The 19,520-nt window shown below is 62.3% G+C and carries 20 protein-coding genes; 6 read left to right on the top strand and 14 right to left on the bottom strand.

Going from position 1 to position 19,520, the window contains the following annotated elements; translation table 11 throughout:
- Positions 1 to 222: 222 nt before the first annotated feature.
- From ACYVB7_RS13330 to ACYVB7_RS13290, 9 genes are all read right to left on the bottom strand, one after another.
- Positions 223 to 2,181 (bottom strand): DUF3363 domain-containing protein, encoded by a 1,959-nt coding sequence (locus ACYVB7_RS13330; protein WP_460508449.1) that lies wholly within the window; start codon positions 2,179 to 2,181, stop codon positions 223 to 225.
- A gap of 436 nt (positions 2,182 to 2,617) precedes the next feature.
- Positions 2,618 to 3,205, bottom strand: coding sequence for a S26 family signal peptidase (locus ACYVB7_RS13325; RefSeq protein WP_460508447.1), 588 nt, complete (start codon positions 3,203 to 3,205; stop codon positions 2,618 to 2,620).
- On the bottom strand, positions 3,202 to 3,747 hold the full coding sequence (locus ACYVB7_RS13320; RefSeq protein ID WP_460508445.1) for a DUF2840 domain-containing protein: 546 nt from the start codon (positions 3,745 to 3,747) through the stop codon (positions 3,202 to 3,204). The genes ACYVB7_RS13325 and ACYVB7_RS13320 overlap by 4 nt, the downstream gene beginning before the upstream one ends.
- The gene (locus tag ACYVB7_RS13315) at positions 3,744 to 3,995 is read right to left on the bottom strand and encodes a chromosome partitioning protein ParB (protein ID WP_460508443.1); all 252 of its coding nucleotides are present in this window, start codon (positions 3,993 to 3,995) and stop codon (positions 3,744 to 3,746) included. The genes ACYVB7_RS13320 and ACYVB7_RS13315 overlap by 4 nt, the downstream gene beginning before the upstream one ends.
- Positions 3,992 to 4,630 carry a ParA family partition ATPase gene (gene parA / locus ACYVB7_RS13310; protein ID WP_460508441.1) on the bottom strand — a complete coding sequence of 213 codons (639 nt, stop codon included), beginning with the start codon at positions 4,628 to 4,630 and terminating at the stop codon, positions 3,992 to 3,994. Before parA ends, ACYVB7_RS13315 begins: the two co-directional genes overlap by 4 nt.
- Before the next feature lie 265 nt (positions 4,631 to 4,895).
- The gene (locus tag ACYVB7_RS13305) at positions 4,896 to 5,762 is read right to left on the bottom strand and encodes a replication initiator protein A (RefSeq protein WP_460508859.1); all 867 of its coding nucleotides are present in this window, start codon (positions 5,760 to 5,762) and stop codon (positions 4,896 to 4,898) included.
- A gap of 26 nt (positions 5,763 to 5,788) precedes the next feature.
- Complete coding sequence (locus tag ACYVB7_RS13300; protein ID WP_460508439.1) at positions 5,789 to 6,085, bottom strand: helix-turn-helix transcriptional regulator; 297 nt, start codon at positions 6,083 to 6,085, stop codon at positions 5,789 to 5,791.
- Positions 6,086 to 6,209: 124 nt separating this feature from the next.
- Positions 6,210 to 6,965, bottom strand: coding sequence for a DUF7011 domain-containing protein (locus ACYVB7_RS13295; protein WP_460508437.1), 756 nt, complete (start codon positions 6,963 to 6,965; stop codon positions 6,210 to 6,212).
- 366 nt (positions 6,966 to 7,331) lie between these two features.
- Entirely contained in the window at positions 7,332 to 7,682 is a 351-nt protein-coding gene (locus ACYVB7_RS13290; protein WP_460508435.1) for a DUF2958 domain-containing protein, read from the bottom strand.
- Positions 7,683 to 7,998: 316 nt separating this feature from the next.
- Between ACYVB7_RS13290 and ACYVB7_RS13285 the strand changes: the two genes are divergently transcribed.
- Positions 7,999 to 8,286, top strand: a complete 288-nt coding sequence (locus ACYVB7_RS13285; protein ID WP_460508432.1) for a helix-turn-helix domain-containing protein — start codon at positions 7,999 to 8,001, stop codon at positions 8,284 to 8,286.
- 26 nt (positions 8,287 to 8,312) lie between these two features.
- Complete coding sequence (locus ACYVB7_RS13280) at positions 8,313 to 9,353, top strand: endonuclease/exonuclease/phosphatase family protein (protein WP_460508430.1); 1,041 nt, start codon at positions 8,313 to 8,315, stop codon at positions 9,351 to 9,353.
- 49 nt (positions 9,354 to 9,402) lie between these two features.
- On the opposite strand, the gene ACYVB7_RS13275 is transcribed toward ACYVB7_RS13280, so the two are convergent.
- From ACYVB7_RS13275 to radC, 5 genes are all read right to left on the bottom strand, one after another.
- Entirely contained in the window at positions 9,403 to 9,717 is a 315-nt protein-coding gene (locus ACYVB7_RS13275) for a DUF736 domain-containing protein (RefSeq protein WP_460508857.1), read from the bottom strand.
- 812 nt (positions 9,718 to 10,529) lie between these two features.
- Positions 10,530 to 11,282, bottom strand: coding sequence for a hypothetical protein (locus tag ACYVB7_RS13270; protein ID WP_460508428.1), 753 nt, complete (start codon positions 11,280 to 11,282; stop codon positions 10,530 to 10,532).
- A 337-nt stretch (positions 11,283 to 11,619) separates the two neighbouring features.
- Positions 11,620 to 12,447: a DUF932 domain-containing protein gene (locus ACYVB7_RS13265; protein WP_460508426.1), complete on the bottom strand. Its 828-nt coding sequence runs from the start codon at positions 12,445 to 12,447 to the stop codon at positions 11,620 to 11,622.
- A gap of 439 nt (positions 12,448 to 12,886) precedes the next feature.
- Positions 12,887 to 13,234, bottom strand: coding sequence for a DUF2958 domain-containing protein (locus ACYVB7_RS13260; RefSeq protein WP_460508424.1), 348 nt, complete (start codon positions 13,232 to 13,234; stop codon positions 12,887 to 12,889).
- A 405-nt stretch (positions 13,235 to 13,639) separates the two neighbouring features.
- On the bottom strand, positions 13,640 to 14,146 hold the full coding sequence (radC, locus tag ACYVB7_RS13255) for a Mov34/MPN/PAD-1 family protein (protein ID WP_460508422.1): 507 nt from the start codon (positions 14,144 to 14,146) through the stop codon (positions 13,640 to 13,642).
- A 350-nt stretch (positions 14,147 to 14,496) separates the two neighbouring features.
- Between radC and dndB the strand changes: the two genes are divergently transcribed.
- Genes dndB through dndE form a run of 4 tightly spaced genes read left to right on the top strand, consistent with a single transcriptional unit; the run spans position 14,497 to position 19,510 of the window.
- Positions 14,497 to 15,699: a DNA sulfur modification protein DndB gene (dndB, locus tag ACYVB7_RS13250; RefSeq protein ID WP_460508420.1), complete on the top strand. Its 1,203-nt coding sequence runs from the start codon at positions 14,497 to 14,499 to the stop codon at positions 15,697 to 15,699.
- Entirely contained in the window at positions 15,696 to 17,153 is a 1,458-nt protein-coding gene (gene dndC, locus ACYVB7_RS13245) for a DNA phosphorothioation system sulfurtransferase DndC (protein ID WP_460508418.1), read from the top strand. Before dndB ends, dndC begins: the two co-directional genes overlap by 4 nt.
- Before the next feature lie 3 nt (positions 17,154 to 17,156).
- The gene (gene dndD / locus ACYVB7_RS13240; protein ID WP_460508416.1) at positions 17,157 to 19,136 is read left to right on the top strand and encodes a DNA sulfur modification protein DndD; all 1,980 of its coding nucleotides are present in this window, start codon (positions 17,157 to 17,159) and stop codon (positions 19,134 to 19,136) included.
- Positions 19,136 to 19,510 (top strand): DndE family protein, encoded by a 375-nt coding sequence (gene dndE / locus ACYVB7_RS13235; protein WP_460508414.1) that lies wholly within the window; start codon positions 19,136 to 19,138, stop codon positions 19,508 to 19,510. The genes dndD and dndE overlap by 1 nt, the downstream gene beginning before the upstream one ends.
- Positions 19,511 to 19,520: the final 10 nt, after the last annotated feature.

Below are 19,520 nucleotides of genomic sequence, written 5' to 3'. Positions count from 1 at the left end.
CCCATGACCACCGAGGCGGACATCCCGAACCGGAATCGCTCGAAGCCATGATTTTGCCAACCGCCGATTGAGCCACGGTGTAGCCATCATGGAGAACGCGTGGAGAAAGCGTAGGGGACAAGGTTCCAGCACCGGATACAACACCGATAGACGTATTTCCGTATGAATTAAGCCAGGAGTTCAGGCAGACAGATATGCATAGTCCGCGCGAAGTTGTCCGGGTTATCCGAGTGATGCCCCTCGGTGCCGACCAATCTCCCACGATACGCCACCGCCGCGCACAGTCGCGGCAATCTGCTGCCCCAGCCGTTGCTCGATCACCGGTCTCCACGGTACCAGGCTGAAGCCTATGCCGTCATCGAGCATCGCATAGCGACCACTGGCAAGCATGATGCTGCGTCGGTAGAAGCCGGTGATGCGCTGGCCATCACCCAGCGGTCGATGCTCCAGGCCGGTTTCGGTGGCAATGTCCTGTGCGGCCTGCGCCAGTTCGCGCCCGCGCAACGTCGCCAGCAGGTTGCGTGCAAGGATCAGGCGCTGCCCGCGCCGCTCGGCCAGTCCCTGATCGGTCAGAAAATCGGCACGCTGCTGCAGCGCGTCCTTGACCTCGCTGCCAAAGCCCAGGTCACCCAGCCCCTTGCCACCGCCGATCAACTGCTGATCCAGCCAGGTCGCGCCGATGATGCGGGCCTGCCGCTCAATCGGCAGGTGCGATTTCAGTTCCACCGCCACGCCGCCGCCCAGGCGCTGCGCGTCGTACTGACGGCCTCGTTCAGCAAGATCATCGGGCACGCGCCAGACGCCTTCGGCATTGCGCTCCACGATGCCGGCGCGACGCAGGGCTTCGAGCCGCCGCACATGCGCCGCCACCACCTCGCGCGGATCACGGTCGGGCGTGGCCCGACCTCGCGCGACGGCCAAATGATGATCGGTGCGGTACACGCCATCGACGGCCAGCGCGGTGATGTTCCGGTCGGCCACGCGCAAGTCGGTTGAGCCTTTCACCTCCACCACGGCACCGGTCGGGTATTGCTCCAGTTCCGATCGTGGCGGCAACGCAACGTAGTGCGCCTTACCATCGATCCCGTCGATGACCAGATAGCCCTTGTCATGCAACTCGTCGGCCAGCCCCTTGCCGACCACCCGGCCAACGATGGCGCGACCCTCCTCGCCGGGCTGGAACACGACCAGATCACGCTGCTTTCCGCCCATGGCGCGCTGCATGGTGCGGATGATGTCGCCACGCTCGCCCATGGCTCGCAGGGTCGGCTCGGCCTCGGCATGGATGGCCCAGACACCGGGCTGCTGCTCGGTTGCCAGGCCCATGCGCTGCAAGCGCTGTAGACGGCCGATCAGCATTTGCCGCTGGCGTTGCAGCCGGGGCTCGGCCAGCGTCTCCGGACGCACAAGACCGTCCACGGCCACACGCTGCAAGGTGCGATCCAACCCTGTCCACCGCTCCTGATCGACTTCGCGCTGCACGGCGCGCTGGATTTCCAGCTCGGTACGCGGCCCCAGCCATTCGGTTGCCAGTTCGGCGGCACGGCGGCGCATCCCCTCGGCGATGTAGTCGCGGGAGATGATGAGGTCTTTGCCGGTGTCGTCCTTGCCGCGCAGGACGACGTGAGTGTGCGGGTTGTCGGTGTTCCAGTGATCCACCGCCACCCAGTCCAGCCGTGTGCCCAGGTCGGTCTCCATGCGTGCCATCAGGTGCCGGGTGTAGGTGCGCAGGTCGTCGAGCTGTTCGGCGTCTTCCGGCGAGACGATGAAGCGGAAATGGTGCCGATCCTCGCGCTCGCGTTCCTCGAAAGCGGTGGTATCCGCTGCGTCGGTTGTCGGGCCGTAGGCATGGCCCGGCCCACCCTGGCGATCAACCCCTTCGCGCTCGATGTAGCGCAGGTGTGCGGCGGTCGAACGCGGCCCAGCCTTGGCCAGATTGACCAGCCGCGCCTTGATCATCACGCGACGGGCGTTTGGCGTGAGCGAGGCCCCGGCGAAGCGGGCCGCAACATGGCCGCGCCCCAGCCGGGAACCAGGCCGATGGCCGACTTTGCCGACCGTCTTGCCGAGCTTGGCGCCAGCCTTGCTGGTCTGCCGCAGCACCTTGTTGATGAAGGCATCGCCGCACCGTTTCCGCGCACCAGGCCGCGCCCGGAAATGGTTGTCGTCTTGATTGCTCATGTGGTGTCTCCATCCAAGATCGGCGCAGTCCAGCGAGGGAGGCACGCGCCTTCGCCAATGCCGGTACGACATTGCGCACTCTCGCGGCACGCCGCTGCCCCTTGGCGCGTGCCGCGCCACCCCCATGTGCAGACAGGGTTTTCAAGCGGCCGGGTGCCGCGACCTTTTATCTTGCCTTCCGGCTTTGTCCCTCGCTTTCGCTCCGGGCGTCGGCGGCCCGGCGGCGCTGTGCTGTTTGCAGTCAGCCCGCCGACGAACGCTGCCACGGCGACCGGCCTGGCGCGTTCGAGGCAAGACGCCTGCGCGTGGGAAGAGGGCTCCGGATGCTGAGCGAAGTGCGGTGCGAATGCACGCGCACGGCATGCGCGATGACACGGCGGCAGCCAGCGGAACGACACGCCGGATGGCACGATGAAGCGCAGTGAATCGGTAGCCATCATGGGCGCGTTTCCAGCCAGACCGGATACGCAACACCGATCACGGTGGATGCAGCAATTGGCCCGAAGTACCGGCTGTCGAACGACGCCGGACTGGTCGTGCTCAGCATGAACAACTCGCCGGGGTGAAGCTGCCGGCACTGCTGCCAGGATGGCAGCGGCCGGCCCATGCGATCAGCAGGCAAGACGGCGGCCACCGGTATGTCGTCGATGCGCACGCTGTGGCCGACGATGCACACTCGCTGCGGCGCCACCGCGCCCACGCGCTTGAGCAGCGGGACGTGCGCCGGCAGGTAGCCGCGCTGTGCGGCCAGCGCGGCGGCGGCGCCCGGAAGCGGGACAAGCACGATGCTGTCAACGGCCAATGGACGGGGCAGCGAGTCGGCCCGGTGGTCGATCGGTTCGACGCGATACCAGCCAACTGCCACGCTGTCGGACGGGTTGTAGATCAGGCGCGGCAGCGGCGACACGAAGGACGCCCAGGCCAGCGCAGCGAGGCCGCAGGCGGACAGACCCGCCAGTGCAATGCGAGCGCGCAGGCGCGAGCGAGGACGCGGCACGGTGCCGAACGTGGAAACCATCGTCATGGCAGCGCTCTGCCGGCCAGCCAGGCAGCGTGTCGCTCGGCGGTGTATTCGGGCAGCGCCAGGCGCGCCGACAGGCGGTTGCACAGCGTGCGCCAGTACGCGGGCGACACGTCGATGGCGGCGATGCCCAGCGCCTCGATGGCGTCGATCCGCGTCATCACGGCGCGCACGACTGGCTCGCCCTCGGCGTGCAGCAGCAACCGCGCACCGGGCAGCACGCCGGGGATGCGCTGCGCCGCGTCCAGTGGTGTGCACGCCTGCATCACCATGAGCTGCCAACGGATCGTCCCGTAGTCGTTGGCATGCCAGCGGATGCGGCAGAACACCGAGCCGGGCAGGAACACAGCGACGCCCCACCAACGGTCGAGCCGGACGGTACGCGCCGGCTCGCCAAAGCGCAGATAGAGGTCGATGCGCTGCTCGACATAGGCGAGCGATACGCGGGTCAGCGGCGCGGTTCCGGCCTGGCCGGCGGGAGCCGCGAGCGATGGCGCTATCGCAGATGAGGTGGCAGCCGTGGCTGTCGAGAGTTGCGTGTTCATGGAGTCTTCTCCGGGAACTCATGTTCCAGCAGTCTGCGCAGCAGCTCGGCCACCGTCACGCCTTGTGTGAACGCCGACACCTTGATGCGCGCCCGCATCGATGGCGTGATGTCTAGGGTCAGGCGCGCGGTGTAGAGGTCGCCTTTCTGCAAGGCGTCGGCTTCGCCTTGGCGAACCCACGCTTCGGCGTGCGGGTTCGCTGGCGGACGTGTACCGATGCCAACGCGCTTGCTGCGTGCTCCAGTCATGTCGGCCACCGCAGCAGTTCATCGACCAGGGCGGCGATCTCGCGCGCGGCGGCGCTGTCGGGTGCCGTCTCGCGGGCGAGCCGACCAGCAGCCACGCTATCGGCGAAGACGATGCGCTGGTGCACTTCCGAGCGCAGCGCAGGCAGCGGCTGGTCGGCCAGCGCCTGGCGCGCTTCACGGCCGATGATGGTCGTGCTGACGCGCCGATTGATGGCGAAGGCTGCGCGCAGTGCTGGCCGGAACACCTGCGCCTCGCGGATCAGCGCCACCATCTCGGCAGACGCCCACAAGTCGTAGGGACTGGGTTGTACCGGGATCAGCACGCGCTCGGCCGCCAGCAGCGCCGAGCGCGCCAGGGCGGCGATGCGCGGCGGGCCGTCGATGACGACGTGATCGACCCGGCGTGCCAGCTCGGGCGCTTCCTGGTGCAACGTCTCGCGTGCGAGGCCCACGGCGCTGAACAAGCGCGGCAAGCCCTGTTGGGCGCGCCGCTGCGTCCAGTCCAGCGCCGAGCCTTGCGGGTCGGCATCCAGCAGAACGACTTGCTGGCCGCGCATGGCCAGCTCGCCGGCGATGTGGGTGGCAAGCGTGGTCTTGCCCACGCCGCCTTTCTGGTTCAGCAAAGCGACGATCATGGCACGGCCCTCCTTGCTGGAAAGCCGGGTTTTCTTGGTCGCGCCAAACGCTGAGCGTCGTGCCGTTTGGCGGTTTTCCACCGAAACGGCGCGTTGTATTTATTAGTTAAAGAATTTAAGTTAGGGAAGTTAGAGAGACCGGGAACCCGCGCCGTTATTGGGTTTTCGGCGAGTTCGCACGCCTGATAGCACGATAGGGACACGCCCGATAGCACGATAGCCGCCACGCCTGATAGCACGAGGCCATTCACAGGTTTTCCCCGAGTTATCCCCGTGCCGTCCGCAGCACGGGCCGGAAGGTCAGCAGTTCGGCCCCGTCGTCCGGCATCCGTTCGATACCCAGGACGTAGCCCGGCATCGACTGCCGGGCCACCAGTGCGCGCAGGTCGCAGGCGAAGTCGTAGGGTTTCGCCGTGCTGCCTGACTTGCGGTGCAGGTGTTTGAAGTCGAACTGCCAGCCGCCTGGCTGCCTGCCGCCATGCTTGCGCACCAGGCGGTACAGCCAGCGCTCGATGCCGCCCGTGAGCTTGAAATAGGCCGGGTCGATGGTCAGCACCAGCGCCGCATCCAACACGCCCGCATAGAACCAGTCCGGCAGGATCAGCTCGATGCCCAGCGGGGTGCCGCGGGCGTCGGCCAGTTCCTTCCATTCGTTGATCCACGAGAAGCGATGCAGGCGCCGCCCGGTCGTCTCGCGGATGGAGGTGGCCACCGTGGTCGATTGCAGGCGATCTAAGGCTGCCTTGAGGCGCTGGTAGTCGCGCAGCGACGTACCGCGCCCGATGAAGCGAAGGATCTCGTAGGGCGTAGCGCGCATGAGGCGCGACGGGCGGATGCCCGCGTCGCGCGCTTCCACGATCTGGCTGGCCGCCCAGATCAGGATGTCGGCATCCCAGATCGTGGCGATGCCATGCTCCTGCGTTCCCTCCACGCGGATCGTCACACCGCCGGCGCGGAAGTCGATCGGCTGGACGCGCCTCGACTTCGCCAGCGAGAAGAACGGAAAGGCCATCAAATCCTGGCTGTCGCGCGGCGCCATGTCGCCCGGCAGCGCGCGGAACAGGTCGAGCTGTTCCCGCTCCTGCGCTGGTCGCTGTCCCGATGGTCGGGACGGCAGCGAGGGGCTGGGCATGGCGATGGCCACCGGCGAAGCGCCGATCAGCGCGCACGGCTGTCGGCCGAGTGGTGCTCGGCGTATTCGGGATCGGACGTGGCCTCGAAGCTGCGCTGGTCGGCCCAGGCATCGAGGTCGGCCACCGCGTACATGACGCGACGGCCGAACTTGCGAAAGCGCGGGCCACCACCGATCACGCGCTGTTTCTCCAGCGTGCGCGGCGACAAGCGGAGGTATTCGGCGGCTTCGTCGTTGGTGAGGTAGCGTTGGGGTTGTGCAGCAGCAGCGGACTGCAGCGATGTAGCGGGCGCGGCGGCAGGGCGCAAGGGAGCGGGTCGCATCGGGTAAGCCTCCATCGGTCAGGACAGCCCGGCCGCACAGCGCGGCCAGATGGAGGCAGTCTCAGGAAAGCGATGCGCCCCGTTGAGGGTCGTTTTGCATGGAATGCAAACGACCCTCCCCAAACTATTTGAGGTGGGCCAGACGCCGGTATCCGCCGCACATCAACGTCAGCCCGCGTCGGACCAGGCGACGCACGCGCGACCGCAGGCCACCATCGGCGTACCAGCCATTGGCCACGGCGTCGGCGCCGAACAGTCCCTCGGCGGTTTCACGCAAGGACGCACCTGCCAAGTTGGCGTCGAGTGCCTGCAAGGTGCGCAACTCCTGCAGCGCGGTCAGCGAGGGCCGTGGCCGGGCCGCTGCTGCGGGCGCGCCTTTGGCCGCACCGGCCAGCTTGTCCAATTCGGCCCGAAGCATGCAGTGGCGCGCGCAAGGCATGTCACACGCGCGGATGGCACAGACGTAGGCCATGCCGTCCTCCAAGCTTGGGGCCAGCGCCAGGCGCAGGCAGCAGTCGGGCCAACGCGCAGTAAGCATCAGGCGCCGTCCATCGTGGACCAGGTGCTTGTGTCCGGGAATGCGCCACAACTCGAACGCGACGGCATCCGGTGGCGGGTCGATATCTGGGTGAAGCTGCGCTACGCAGGGATGGCCGGGAAGCCAGACCGGATGCGCGTCACGCGCATCCAAGGCCGGATCTTCCAGCATGCGCAGCCCCCAACAGTGGGCGGCGGCCGGTTGGCGGCGATGGCGTAACCAGTCGCGGCGGTAGTCGGGATGGCGACGCAAATACTCCCAGGCCAGAGCAAGATCATCCAGGTGCAGCACGTAGAGATACGCGGCAGTGGGATACCAAGATTCGGCGCTTCGATCAGCCATGAGGCAACCTCCTGTTGTCAGGGATCGTCGCCACGTCGGCACGCTGGAGCTACGCCATCAAAACTTCCACTCCCTACCACCAAAGGAATAAACTCAAGCTGTAACTAGCGGTGTCAAGACAGATGGGCTCCGAAGTCTTGCAAGGATCGTCCGACTGCGACGGCTGCGCCCAAAAATGGGGCGCAGCGCCGGATACCCTGCCGCAAACCGCGCAGTGCATCATGCCCCTTTCGGTCAGAACTGCACTGCCTTGGCGCAAGAGTGGCGATTCAGATTGCCACCGTCATACGCCAGACCGAAATAGACACAATGCGCCGCAACGGCCTGTGTCTAGACGGCCTGCCGTGGCAGAGTCATGCGGGTCGATCAGTCGGGGATCGAACCATCAATTTGTGCCAGCCGGACATATTCCGATAACGGCCGCGATGCGCGGAAATACCGGTCACGCAGGATGGGCCGCTGGCGCGGCCCGACGATGGTTGCCAAGTCGGACAGCTTGACCGTCCCCAATTCCGGCATCCCGATACCGAGGTCGATGAGGCCCCAGGCCGTATCGCCATCGGCCGGTTCGAGCGCTGCGAGCAACCAGGTCGCGTGCGCATCCGGCGTAAACAGCCGTACCACGGGCAGCGGGTCGATGCTCTGGTCAGCGGCGCGTGCTGCGCCGTTGGCGAGCAGTTGCGCGCGCTCGTCGGCGGTGGTGAGCGGCTGGGTCATGGTCAGGACCCCCACGGAACCGAGGATGCACGAACCCACATTTCCGCGAAAGCGTGGAACCACCGAACCTGAATGGTGCTTTTGTGTGGAAACACGGAAGCGCAAACCGTCGAATCCGTGCATGCACGGAAACGGAGAAGCGGATTTATGGAGGTCAGGAAAGACACGGGTGCGGCTCTCCGGTTCTGTTGAAATCCGCAGATGCGGATTTCTGTAAAGGCGCAAAGTCGTATTATTCACCGTCAAATGAATACTATAGATTGTAGCCCTATAGAGCGCAATCGACTGTCATCTTGGTTTTTAAGGAAACCACTGGATGGCGGCGAAAAGCTCATTGGCGAAGGCATTGAAAACGGTCAGGAAGGCGCGCGGACTGAGCCAGGAAGCGTTCTCTGACGTGTCCAGCCGGACCTACCTGAGTTCGCTGGAGCGCGACCTGAAGAGCCCAACGCTCAACAAGCTGGCCGAGTTGTGCGAGGTGATGGACGTACACCCGCTCACACTGCTAACGCTGGCCTATGCTGGCAACGAAATGGCCAAGACAGATCAACTGTTTGCGCAGGTGCGCAGAGAACTGGAAGAAGTCGCGGGCAAGACCGGATAGATGCAACCAAACATTGGAGGGGAAACATGCCTTACTACGCCGGGTTGAAGAGGATCAAGGACGCTACGGTTCGCCGCCGCACCATTGAGGGCCTGCAGCGCCTGCGACCGGTGTTGGCCGAAGCCATCCCGAAGCGCACCGCTACCGACACTCTGTTGCTGGCGACGTGGAACATCCGAGAGTTCGACTCCGGCAAGTACGGCTATAGGAGCGAAGAGCCGTACTACTACATCGCCGAGGTTCTGAGTCGTTTTGACCTGATCGCCATTCAGGAAGTGCGTGACGGTCTATACCCCTTGCAGCGTCTGCGGCGCATACTGGGAGACGACTGGGACTTTCTCGTCACCGACGTGACGTTGGGTACGTCTGGCAATGCCGAGCGAATGGCCTACCTGTACGATCGCCGCAAGGTTAGCTTCACTGGCTTGGCGGCCGAATTGGTGCTGCCCAAGGAAAAAGGCGCGAAGGAAGAGCCGATGCAGTTGGCGCGCTCACCCTATGTGGCGGGATTCCGTGCTGGTTGGGCTTACCTGACGCTGGCCACGGTTCACATTTACTACGGGAAGGGCGTGGCCGTTGACCCGCGCCGGCTGGCCGAGATCACTGCATTCGGTCAGACAATCGCCAAAAACGCAGTCAAACTCTCCGGGGCGCCCCAGTACGAACCAGGCACGCCACCGCAGCCCGACAACCTCATCATGCTGGGCGACTTCAACATCTTCAACCGCAAGGATGTGACGATGGAGGCCATCGAACAGGCTGGTTTCATCGTCCCAGAAGTGTTGCAGACCATTCCCGGATCGAACGTTGCCAAGGACAAGCACTACGACCAGATTGCCTATTACAAGCACTTGGCCCGCTTGAAACTGACTGGCCAGGCCGGTGTGTTCGACTTCTTCGAACACGTCTACCGGCTCAAAGACGAAGAGACCTACGCCAACGAGCGGGCCGAGAAGCCCGGTCGCAGTTTCAAGGACTGGCGTACCTACCGCATGAGCGACCATTTGCCCATGTGGATCGAGTTGGGCATCGACGACAGCGATGCGTACCTGGGCACGCTGACGTGATGTAGTAAGAACCCTGCGCCCCGCCACAGTGGGCGGGGCGCTGCGGCCGTCAGGCCGCCTGCGGCTTGCTGCGCGACCAGATCAGGTCGTGCGTGCCGTCCTCGCCTTCGATCAGGCGGGCATAGACCGTTGCCGGGAACGAAGGATCGTCGAGGATCACGGACAGGTACTCCCGCCCGGCCTCGCTGGTCTTCTTCCACGCCGCGCCGATGTCGTGACTGGCTGCCTGCAGGCGGAAGTCGGGAGCGTTCTCGCTGCTGCCCTTGTCGTTGGGAACCAGCTTGACCTTGACGTTGAGCGTCAGGGTGCGAAGCGTGCCGGTGAAGCCATCTTTGTCTGCGGTGAAGATGCCGATGTTGGCCATGATGATTTTTCCTTTCGGTTGAACAAGGTTCGCGCCCATCGCGTCCTTGTTGTGATCCGGCCGGCGGGGGACGGGCGGGCTGCACCGCTTGCGGTCGCAACGCAGTGGAGAACCGGAAGGCGAAAAGAATTTGTCCCGCGAGGAAGCCGCGTAGCGGCGGGGAAATTGTTTGCGCCGGACGGTTGCAGCCATGAAGCCCGAGGCGCAGCCGTGCCCCCGCCAGGATTCACGACAAGCCAAGGACGCCTTGGGCCGAACCTCCCTACGAAAGGAGACATGGACAGCTCGGTATCCCCGCACGGAGGCTTCAGCGGTGTGCATCCAGACGCGGGCCAGGTCAATCTCCCGACGACAGGCGATACCGTCACCACTTCACTCAGCGGTGCCGGTCTTGAGGCGTGGTGTGGAAACTCCATGGCGAGGCTGGGGAGCGTGTTCGTGAACCGTTCTTCGTGACGTGATGGGCAAGAACCGCCAGCGTTGATGAAGGCACGACTGCGCACAACCTGCCGCAGCAAGCCATGGCGTATCCGCCATGCCCTGCCTATTGCGGCGGGGCGCTGGCTTGGTCGATCCGGCGCAAGCCGGTTCGACGGTATTCGAGGGGCGCCAAGCTGAGCGCGGCGGGAATGGGCCTTACGGCCGATCCCCTGGAGGCAAGCGAAGCGCGCAGTGCCGCAGGCGCGAAGGCGTGAGGGACTGAAGCCGAATGGCCGTGACGGCAAGGACGGCACGGGGCGCAGCCCGAAAGCCCGGCGGCGCATCTCGCCGACACGCCCAGGCTCCGAGACTGCTATTACGCCGTAGGTCAGCTACATGAAGAAGCTGCCCTGATCGGAGTAACCCGCAGGCTCGATCCCAACATCCGCAATGCGCGACTGCAAAGCACGCTTGCAGTGGACATCTTCGCCACCATCCTGAAGCCAAGCCCCCAAGCGCCGCTCCACCCAACCAGAAGCCACCGCGTCCCCACTGCTCAAATCGCAATACCACTCCGGCTGGATGTCAGCTTTCCGAGGCTTGAGAACAACATTGATGGAAAGCTCGCCGCCGCTGATCGCATCCACACTGGCGACCGCCGCCAGATCTCCATCGAACACGAAGCGATAGGTGCTGCGCTCGCAGTGATGACTGTCTTCGGCACCACCGGGCCACCAGTTCTCGCCTTCCGACAGCCCGAACAGGCGCTGTTCGAGGCCAGCGTTGACAGCCGCCACCATCAGATTTCGCCAGACCCACCAGCGCGCGCTGCGCTGCGTTCGCAGCGGGAAGGTCTTGAACGGCGAATAGGAGTGCTCGAACTCCGGTAGCAGTCGCAGGTCGTCGGGTGCGGCGTAGCCGAATTGCCGCAGGCGCTGCACCAGCCGGGCATTGCTCGGCTTCTGCGCCTCTGCGGTCGCGCGACCGGTAAGGGCTGCACGCAGCGCCGCATGGGTCTTGAATCCCAAGGCTGCGGCAACCGCTTCGCTCAGGTGGGACGAAGAAACACCTTTCACGCCGCGCTGTGCCCTCTGCTTGAGGGTGCGCAAGGCAGCTTCGGAAACGAAAAACGTTGAGACAGTCATGCCAAATTCCTCAGTGACTGGCCGATGTCTGCCGATTACGCATCGACCGGGGAATAGGCACGGTCAGCGAAGGAGAAGCGTGGAAACGTCGTTTAACCCGGCAGCAGGTTCAGCGTGACGCGGCTGTAGTTTTCATCATACCGCAAGGCCGCCAGTACAGGCATGGCATTTTGCTGCGGGTGTTGAAACCGGGCGCGGCCACCGCCGCACCCGGATTTTTGCGTCCGCCGCGCCCAGGTTGGAACAGATTGGGCGCGGTACTGATCGCGGTTATGCCTTCGTCTCGATGAGCCACCACACGGCACATGGCAAACCGTCCCTCCGGCGGGGGAACGGTTCAGGCTTTGAGCTGGCGCATGCCATCGGCCAGTAGCCACAGGGCGCGGTTCAGGCGGATGTTCTGGTCAATGCCCTGCACCGGGCGCGTGCTCTGCCTGCGGCCATTTGTGGCGCGGCCTTGCAATCCGCCCTTGGTCAAGTTCTCCTGCGTGCGGTTGAACACGCTCCACAGGTCGGGGTGGCGGTCGTCGAACCGGCGCGGCATCAGGATTTGCGATTCCGTGATGGGTGCGGGCTTGTCCGGGTCGTCGTACTTGAGGGAAAGCGCGGCGCGGGCGAACACTTCGGCCTCGCCATCGTCCAGCGTGATGCCGCGCATCAGGTCGCGGGACTCCTTCACCTGCTCGAAGCCGCCCAACACTTGATAAGCGCCTTCGATGACGTGTCCGGCCACGTCGCCTTTATGAGGCACGCGCACGTCCGCCACGGTGTCGCCGCAGACAAGGCCATTGCTGCAAACGAAACGGAACATCCCCGCTAGCATCTGATAGCTGCTGGTGCCGTCGTGCGAGTTCAGTAGTACGATTTCATTGGCTTCCGCGCCGTTGATCTGGCTGGCATGGCGCAGCCGGATCATGTGCTTGGTGTGCTCGCGCTTGCCTTCGTCGCGCACACGGGTCTGCGTCACCATGAAGGGCTGAAAGCCTTCTTTCCTCAGTTCGGTCAGCACGGCGGCGGTGGGGATGTAGCTGTATCGCTCGGAACGGCTCTCATGCGGGGCGTCCGCGAAGATGGACGGGGCCACGCGGCGGATTTGGTCATCCGACAGCGGGTAATCGCTGCGCAGCGACGGGGAACGGGAAGCGAAACGGGATGCGATTTGCATGATCTTTCTCCTGACAAAAAGGGTTGCTGTTGAAACCGCACACCGGATTCCTAGATTCGGAGCCCGCCTTTCGGCTTTCCGGTGGGGTCGGCGCGGAGACCTGGGCCGGCCTCGTTGCCACCGTCTTTCCTGAGTTCATCGCCCGCGACGGTCAGGAGCGCGCGGACGGGGGCCGTCAAGGAGGAAGGCGCCGGGTGGGTGCGGCCCGCAGCGCAGCGAGGACACGGCCCGGCGCGCCTTGACGGCACACGGCCGCGGGCTACAGTCGCGGACAAGGTGATGAGCGAAGGAAGATGGCTCGACAGGCAAGCGGCCGCAGTTGGCGCAGACCCCATGCAAGCGAAGCGCGCAGTTGCTTCAGTGTTTGTGGGGCGTTTGCTCTGATGCTGCCAACAAGAAAAGGGCGCCGCCGGAAACCGACGACGCCCGGCTGCGACGGCTAAGTCAAGATGCGTCCCGCAAGACGAGCTTCGCGGGCATAGGCGCTAATCGACTTCGTCGCAGTGAAGTTTTGGTCGCGTTCCACCGGGAGTCCGAGTTGCCCCCGGATCTCTGCCAACTCTGCCAGGCTTACCCAGCCCAACTCCGGGCACCCCAGACCCAAGTCGCACAGGCCGAACGCGTGGTCGTGCTCTTCCGGGTCGATCTCCGTCAGCAGCCAGGTGGCGCCGGCATCCGGGGTGAACAGCTTGACCACAGGCTGTGGGTCGAAGTCCTCGTTGTCAATCGACTGCCGGCCGTTGGCCAGTAGTTCCGCGCATTGTTCGTCGGTGATCAGCTTCGTCATGGTCTTCTCCTTGAAAGGATTCCGGGCGGGATTGCCCGAGACCGCGACAAGCACGGCGCAGCGCAGCAGTCAGGGTTCGAAGACGGCCGCAGGACGCTAGCGTGCAAGGCACGCGCAGACCTTGACGGCGAGAACGCCGTGATAAGGTGAAGGGAACAGCAAGCCAGCCCCCAGTACGCTCCGAAATTGCCGGGGGAAGTGCGAACTTAATTCTGAGAAGGATCAGAATCTCCGCCCTGTGAGGCAACAGAAGCGCGGAATCAGTGGGCAAACCGATCAGGCGCAGCCTGTTCGGTGATCTTGGGGCGCCAAGCTTGCGCGGCGGGGTGGGCGGAGCCGACCCCTGGAGTCGTCACGGCATGTATCGACGAGCGCAGCAAAAAAAGGGGCGCAAGGCCCCCGGATTTAGAGAAGCCCGCGTTCGGCGAACGACAGGATGTTGGCACCAGCAACTACCAAGTGATCCAGCACCCGTACATCCACCAAGGCCAACGCTGACTTGAGCGTTTGGGTCAGCATCTCGTCTGCCCGCGACGGCTCGGCAACGCCGGATGGGTGGTTGTGCACCAGGATCAGTGCCGCCGAGTTGCGTGCCAGCGACTCCTTGACCACCTCGCGCGGATAGACCGATGTCTGACTCACTGTGCCGCGGAACATCTCGACGTAGTCGATGACGCGGTTCTGCGCATCCAGATGGATGATCGCGAATACCTCATGCTCCAGTGTCCCGAGTTTGATCCGCAGGAAGTCGCGCACCACTTGCGGCGAGGTCAGCGCCTCACTGCCGTACATCTGTCCGGCCAGCACGCGCAGCGCTGCCTGCAGCACCTCGTCAGCCTTGGCTGGACGGTAGTCGCCAGCGACATCGCGAACGAGAAGGGAGGAATCGAATGAAGAGGAAAGTTGCGACATGATCGTGCTCCGGTTCGAATCGGGCGGGATTGCCCGGAACCGGCGAAACACGACGCAGGGCAGCGGTCAGGGGTTGAAGACGGCCGCCAGGACGCAAGCGGCCAACCGCAGGGCAGGGCGCGCTGCCCTTGACGGCGAGAACGTCGTGGTACGTTGAAGGGAACAGCAAGACCACCTCTCACACACCGACAGCAGATGGGGTGGCAAGCGGAGCGCGCAGGCCCGAACGCAGAGAAGGCCGGAGGCGTCAGGGATCAAAGCCGAATGGCCGCGATTCGTCACGAAGCGCGGGGCGCAGCCCGCGAGCCCGGCGGCGGTACGCCGGACGTCCGCTCTTCGGGTGAGGGGCATTGCCCGTTTTCGTCACAGCGGGGAGGGTGACGTACGTTTGTGTATTTGCATACAAACATGGTAAAATTTCCACCATTATGGCGAATGCTTTTACCTATGTCTTTCCGGCGATACGTGGGGTGCAAGCGGGGCGCGAATACTACGTCTCGATGTGCCCACTACAGCTATTGCGCCGGTTTTTTATCTTCGACGACGAAGAGCTCGTGCCGGAACTCCGGGCTCAACGAACGCTGAACAAAGCACGTGTACCGGAGATAGCGCGCTATATCGTCGAGAATCCCGACAGCTACACCTTCTCCGCCATCACGGTATCGGTCGACGGCGAAGTGAAATTTGATCCTATTGATGCGGAGGGTCCAACCAATTTCCGTATGGGATCGCTCACCGTCTCCATGCACGCCAAGTTCATCGTCAATGATGGGCAACACCGGCGCGCTGCAATCTTGCAGGCACTCGATGCAGCTCCGGAGCTTGGCGAAGAAACCATTGCCGTGGTGTTTTTCGTCGATCGCGGGCTTGAGCGCTGCCAACAGATGTTTGCAGACCTCAATCGCCACGCCGTGAAGCCGTCGGCATCGCTCGGCATTTTGTACGACCATCGCAGCGCTGCGGCTAATCTCGCGCGACACCTAAGTTTGACCTCAAACGTTTTCAAGGGACTGATCGAAGCCGAGCGTTCCTCGTTATCGCCGAGGTCGAGAAGTTTGTTCACCTTGAGCGCGGTGCATTTCGCGACCACCGAATTCCTGTCGGAGAAAGAACTGGAAGATTTCCAGTCGGCCAGTCAGATGTGTCTGGAGTTTTGGGAATTGGTTGGCGAGCAGATTCCTGAATGGACTTATGTGCGCGAATCGAAAATGACGTCCGGCGATGTGCGTCGAGATTTCATCCATTCGCATGCCATCGTGCTTCAGGCGCTTGGGCGAGCGGGACGCGCACTGTATCAACTGCCCGCGGCAGAACGGGCCAAACGTATTAAGCGGCTTCGCACGGTGGACTGGTCGCGCCAGAACGCCAAGACCTGGGAAGGCCGCGCCATGGTTGGCGGCGCCATGGCGAAGTCCGGACAGAACATTACCCTCACGTGTAACGAGATCAAGCGCGTGCTTGGCCTGAAACTTACACCCGAAGAATCAAGCGCGGAGGCAGCCTGGGCCGCATCGCGTATGCCCCAACGACAGGCTGGAAGGAGAACGAAATGAGTATTGACGCCGATCAGATCATCGAGGAGATCCAGGCGATCTACTGCTCCGATCCCATGCCCTGGATCGTAGGCTATAGCGGGGGCAAGGACTCTACGGCTTGCTTGCAGTTGATTTGGACTGCGATCACCCGCTTGCCTGCCGAGCAACGAACCAAGCCCATTCATGTCATCAGTACCGATACGCTGGTGGAGAACCCGGTTATTGCAGCTTGGGTGGAGACCTCGCTTCTTCGAATTGGTACCGCAGCCAAGCAACAAGGGCTCGAAATTTATCCCCACCGCCTGACGCCAGCGATGGAGAACCGTTTCTGGGTCAATCTGATTGGCAAAGGCTACCCCGCGCCTCGGCCCAAATTCCGCTGGTGCACGGACCGGCTCAAGATCAGTGCCTCAACCAAATTTATCCAAGAACTCTCCGAGTCGAATGGCGAGGCGATCCTGGTTCTTGGACAGCGGCGAGGCGAGAGCCAAGCACGCGACAAGGTCATGGATCAGTACAAGGGCAGTACCCGTGATCGTCTGAGCAAGAACAAAGACCCCCGCTTGTCGCGCGTCTGGGTCTACCCCCCCATCGAAAGCTGGACGAGTGACACGGTCTGGGAATTCCTGATTACCAATCCCAACCCGTGGGGCATCGATAATCAGGAGCTGTTCGGAATTTATCGGGGAGCAACGCCGGACGCCGAGTGCCCGATTGTTGTGGATACCTCGACGCCCAGTTGTGGCGATAGCCGTTTCGGTTGTTACGTGTGCACCATGGTCTCGCAGGACAAATCCATGCAAGCCATGATTCAGAACGACGAACAAAAACAATGGATGCAACCCATCCTGGATTTCCGCGACAAGCATCTGGCGGTAGAAGATAGGTCAAATCGTGATTTCCGACGCATGAACGGTCGTCTCACCGTCTTCCGTGATGAGCTTGTTCATGGCCCTTATACCCAGGCGCATCGCGCGAAGCTGCTAAAAGAGCTTCTCACTGCCCAGCGACTGGTCCGAAATGCAGATCAGAAGCAGGGTACCCAACTGATCGAATTGATCTCGATCGACGAGCTGGATGAGATTCGGCGTATTTGGGTCGAGGGCAAGGGAGAGATTGAAGACCTTGTGCCCAAGATCTACACGGAGGTCTTCGAGACTGCATACCCTGGCCGAGAGCTTGAGCAGGCGCCGCTGGATCGTGCCGATTTGGCAATGTTGGAGCAGGTGGCATCCGAAGTGGATTCAGAGCCCGAAGCCGCGCATGAACTCTACAAGCTGACGCGCAGCCTTTTGGCGGTGCAGTTCCAGTCGATTGAGGCTCATAAGCGATCCAAGCATTTGGATCGGCTGGAGGGAGTGCTCAGGCACTATGCCTTCCGTAATGAAAACGAAGCCCTTGAGTTTGCATTGTCCAGCGCCACCGATGACTCGGATGGGGAGGCATCAGATGCAACGGTATTGATAGCGTAATCCATGGCAAAGATAACAATTACAAACGTCTCCATCGAAAACCTGGGGCCATTTCGCGAACGACAAACCATTGACCTCGGCGTTGGTACTGGCAAGCCCGTTATTCTCGTCAAAGCACTCAATGGCAGTGGCAAAACGACGCTGCTAACTGCTTTGCAGATCGGACTCTACGGTCAGAAGGCGTTACCGGGGCTAAAACGATCTGAGTACGAGCAACTACTACTTGGCTTGCAGCGCCGTGACGCACAAGGCCATAGCGTTGTGGAAATTGGCGTCGTGGTCGAAGTCAGTGGCGCGCGCCGCCAGTTAAACGTAAGGCGCGAGTGGCCTGCAAAGGCAGATGGATTGCAAGAGAGTATTTCCGTGTTCGAGGATAACAGCCTCGACATTGACTTCTCTCAGACTTGGGATGAATTTATCGGCTCCATCTTGCCCGCCGAACTCGTGCAACTGTTCTTGTTCGATGGCGAGAAGATCGAGGCGTTAGCCAATCCCGAACGCCTGCCTGATTTGCTCAAGCGAGCCACTGAGGTGTTTCTTGGCATCGGCGGAATCGAAGCGCTCGGTAACGATCTGAAGGCATTTGAGCGACGTGCGACCTTAAAGAACAAGAATACCTCAGAGGAATTTGAAGCGGCTCGCGCCAATGTGGGCACCTGGCACAGCCAGGCGATTGATTTGGAGGCGCGTATTCAGCGTCTGACACAGGAGCTGGCCTCTGCTCGAAACACAGCAGACCAGGCTCAAAATGCGTTGGATCGCTATACGCTTGAGGCGCAGCGCAAGGGGCTTGTAGCGTATGAGCAAGCTGCGGCGATCCGGAACTCCGTCGAGGTGGCCCGCAAGACCGTCGGCGCAGCGCGTTCCAATCTGGCTGACGCAATGTCAGATCCGATATTGCCGCTCGCTTGGCTGACGCATCTCTGGCCGAGTTACGTTGATGCTTGGGAGCGGGATCAGCACGCACGACACTCAAAATTACTTGGGCAGGAGTTCAAGAAGCGCGATGAGCGGGTGCTGTCTGCGTTGCCGGCCAATCTTTCCAAGTCTGCTATCGACGCGCTCAGGAATGCTCTGGCGCAGGACCTCAAGGCGTACTCGGCGGCTCGTGACAAGGGCGGAGCGCGTTTGCACGATGCGCCCCCGAAAGACGTAGAACGTCAGTTGACGATGAGTCGAAGTCAGGTTCGGCGTGAGTTGGACGCTCTGAAGGCTGCGCAAGTCCAGTTGGACAGGGCCGAGCAGCGTATTGGGGAGATTCCAGCAGAGGAGCAAATTAGCGATATCCTGTCTGCACTCAGCGAGCGAAGCAAAGTGACTGCGGCAGCGGAAGCCCAACTTATCGCATTGACCCAGCAGTTGGAGGAGGCACAGAGCAACCTCGCTCATGTTCGTACACGGCTGAATGCTGCTCAGGCGCGCTTGGGTACCGAGTTCCGCGATCGATCCATGGAGGCGAAAAGCTTGGAAGCGTCGGCCAGGACTCGCAAGGTGCTTACCGTCTTCAAAGATCGACTGTTGGCATCGAAGGCCCAGTGGCTTTCCGACGTGATTACCGGTGAGTTTCGGAATCTGATGCGGAAAAAGAATCTGATCGCGAGCGTTGTCGTCGACCCCACGAGTTATCAAGTGTCAATCAAGGACAGCAAGAAACAAGAGCTGCCCATGGATCGCTTGTCGGCCGGAGAGCGGCAGCTGTTGGCGATCTCGGTCCTCAGCGCATTGATCAAGGAACGCAAAGGACGCTTCCCGGTGGTAGTGGATACACCGCTGGCCAGGTTGGATCAGCAGCACCGCTCGGCAATGATCAAGCGATTCTTCGCAACCGTCTCGCACCAGGTCGTTGTGCTGTCTACTGACCAAGAGGTTGATGGTTCCGCCTACGATGCCCTCAAACCTTTCACTAATGCCGAGTACTCGCTGGACTTCGACGATGGCGAGGGGCGAACAACAGTCAATTTTCTGGCCACGGAGGCGCATTGATGGAGCGCGTTAAACTTACCTCGGCCGCACGTAACCAACTTGCCACGATTAAGCGCCGCACCGGAATTGAACACAACAACGCCATTTGCCGACATGCGCTATGTATTTCGTTGGCAAACCCATCCGTGCCACCTAACGAGAACTTTTCATTTTCCGGTGGATTGGAGATCGACTGGCGCACGCTAACTGGTGGCCAGGAAGACCTCTACACCAATCTGCTGATCGTTCGATTGCTCTCCGAGGGAAAGAGAATCTCTGAAGACGCAATTCGGCAGGCTTTTCTCCTTCACGTGCATCGTGGGCTCTCCTATCTTGTCGCCCGGCGTGAAGAAGATCTGCTTACTGAGCTGGCTGTCGCACTTGAGGGGCAGTGATCGCCCCCCC

The organism is Hydrogenophaga soli, from assembly GCF_054777695.1.
The sequence above is the reverse complement of the archived record's forward strand: the minus strand, read 5'-3'. Positions and strand labels throughout refer to the sequence as shown.

Coding starts and splice junctions, on each gene's coding strand:
- ACYVB7_RS13320 (WP_460508445.1), bottom strand. CDS start 3,747: ATGAACACGCAACTCTCGACAGCCACGGCTGCCACCTCATCTGCGATA.
- dndD (WP_460508416.1), top strand. CDS start 17,157: ATGGCAAAGATAACAATTACAAACGTCTCCATCGAAAACCTGGGGCCA.
- radC (WP_460508422.1), bottom strand. CDS start 14,146: ATGTCGCAACTTTCCTCTTCATTCGATTCCTCCCTTCTCGTTCGCGAT.
- ACYVB7_RS13295 (WP_460508437.1), bottom strand. CDS start 6,965: ATGGCTGATCGAAGCGCCGAATCTTGGTATCCCACTGCCGCGTATCTC.
- ACYVB7_RS13285 (WP_460508432.1), top strand. CDS start 7,999: ATGGCGGCGAAAAGCTCATTGGCGAAGGCATTGAAAACGGTCAGGAAG.
- ACYVB7_RS13270 (WP_460508428.1), bottom strand. CDS start 11,282: ATGACTGTCTCAACGTTTTTCGTTTCCGAAGCTGCCTTGCGCACCCTC.
- ACYVB7_RS13325 (WP_460508447.1), bottom strand. CDS start 3,205: ATGACGATGGTTTCCACGTTCGGCACCGTGCCGCGTCCTCGCTCGCGC.
- ACYVB7_RS13305 (WP_460508859.1), bottom strand. CDS start 5,762: ATGCCCAGCCCCTCGCTGCCGTCCCGACCATCGGGACAGCGACCAGCG.
- parA (WP_460508441.1), bottom strand. CDS start 4,630: ATGATCGTCGCTTTGCTGAACCAGAAAGGCGGCGTGGGCAAGACCACG.
- ACYVB7_RS13300 (WP_460508439.1), bottom strand. CDS start 6,085: ATGCGACCCGCTCCCTTGCGCCCTGCCGCCGCGCCCGCTACATCGCTG.
- ACYVB7_RS13275 (WP_460508857.1), bottom strand. CDS start 9,717: ATGGCCAACATCGGCATCTTCACCGCAGACAAAGATGGCTTCACCGGC.
- dndE (WP_460508414.1), top strand. CDS start 19,136: ATGGAGCGCGTTAAACTTACCTCGGCCGCACGTAACCAACTTGCCACG.
- dndC (WP_460508418.1), top strand. CDS start 15,696: ATGAGTATTGACGCCGATCAGATCATCGAGGAGATCCAGGCGATCTAC.
- ACYVB7_RS13265 (WP_460508426.1), bottom strand. CDS start 12,447: ATGCAAATCGCATCCCGTTTCGCTTCCCGTTCCCCGTCGCTGCGCAGC.
- ACYVB7_RS13290 (WP_460508435.1), bottom strand. CDS start 7,682: ATGACCCAGCCGCTCACCACCGCCGACGAGCGCGCGCAACTGCTCGCC.
- ACYVB7_RS13315 (WP_460508443.1), bottom strand. CDS start 3,995: ATGACTGGAGCACGCAGCAAGCGCGTTGGCATCGGTACACGTCCGCCA.
- ACYVB7_RS13280 (WP_460508430.1), top strand. CDS start 8,313: ATGCCTTACTACGCCGGGTTGAAGAGGATCAAGGACGCTACGGTTCGC.
- ACYVB7_RS13330 (WP_460508449.1), bottom strand. CDS start 2,181: ATGAGCAATCAAGACGACAACCATTTCCGGGCGCGGCCTGGTGCGCGG.
- ACYVB7_RS13260 (WP_460508424.1), bottom strand. CDS start 13,234: ATGACGAAGCTGATCACCGACGAACAATGCGCGGAACTACTGGCCAAC.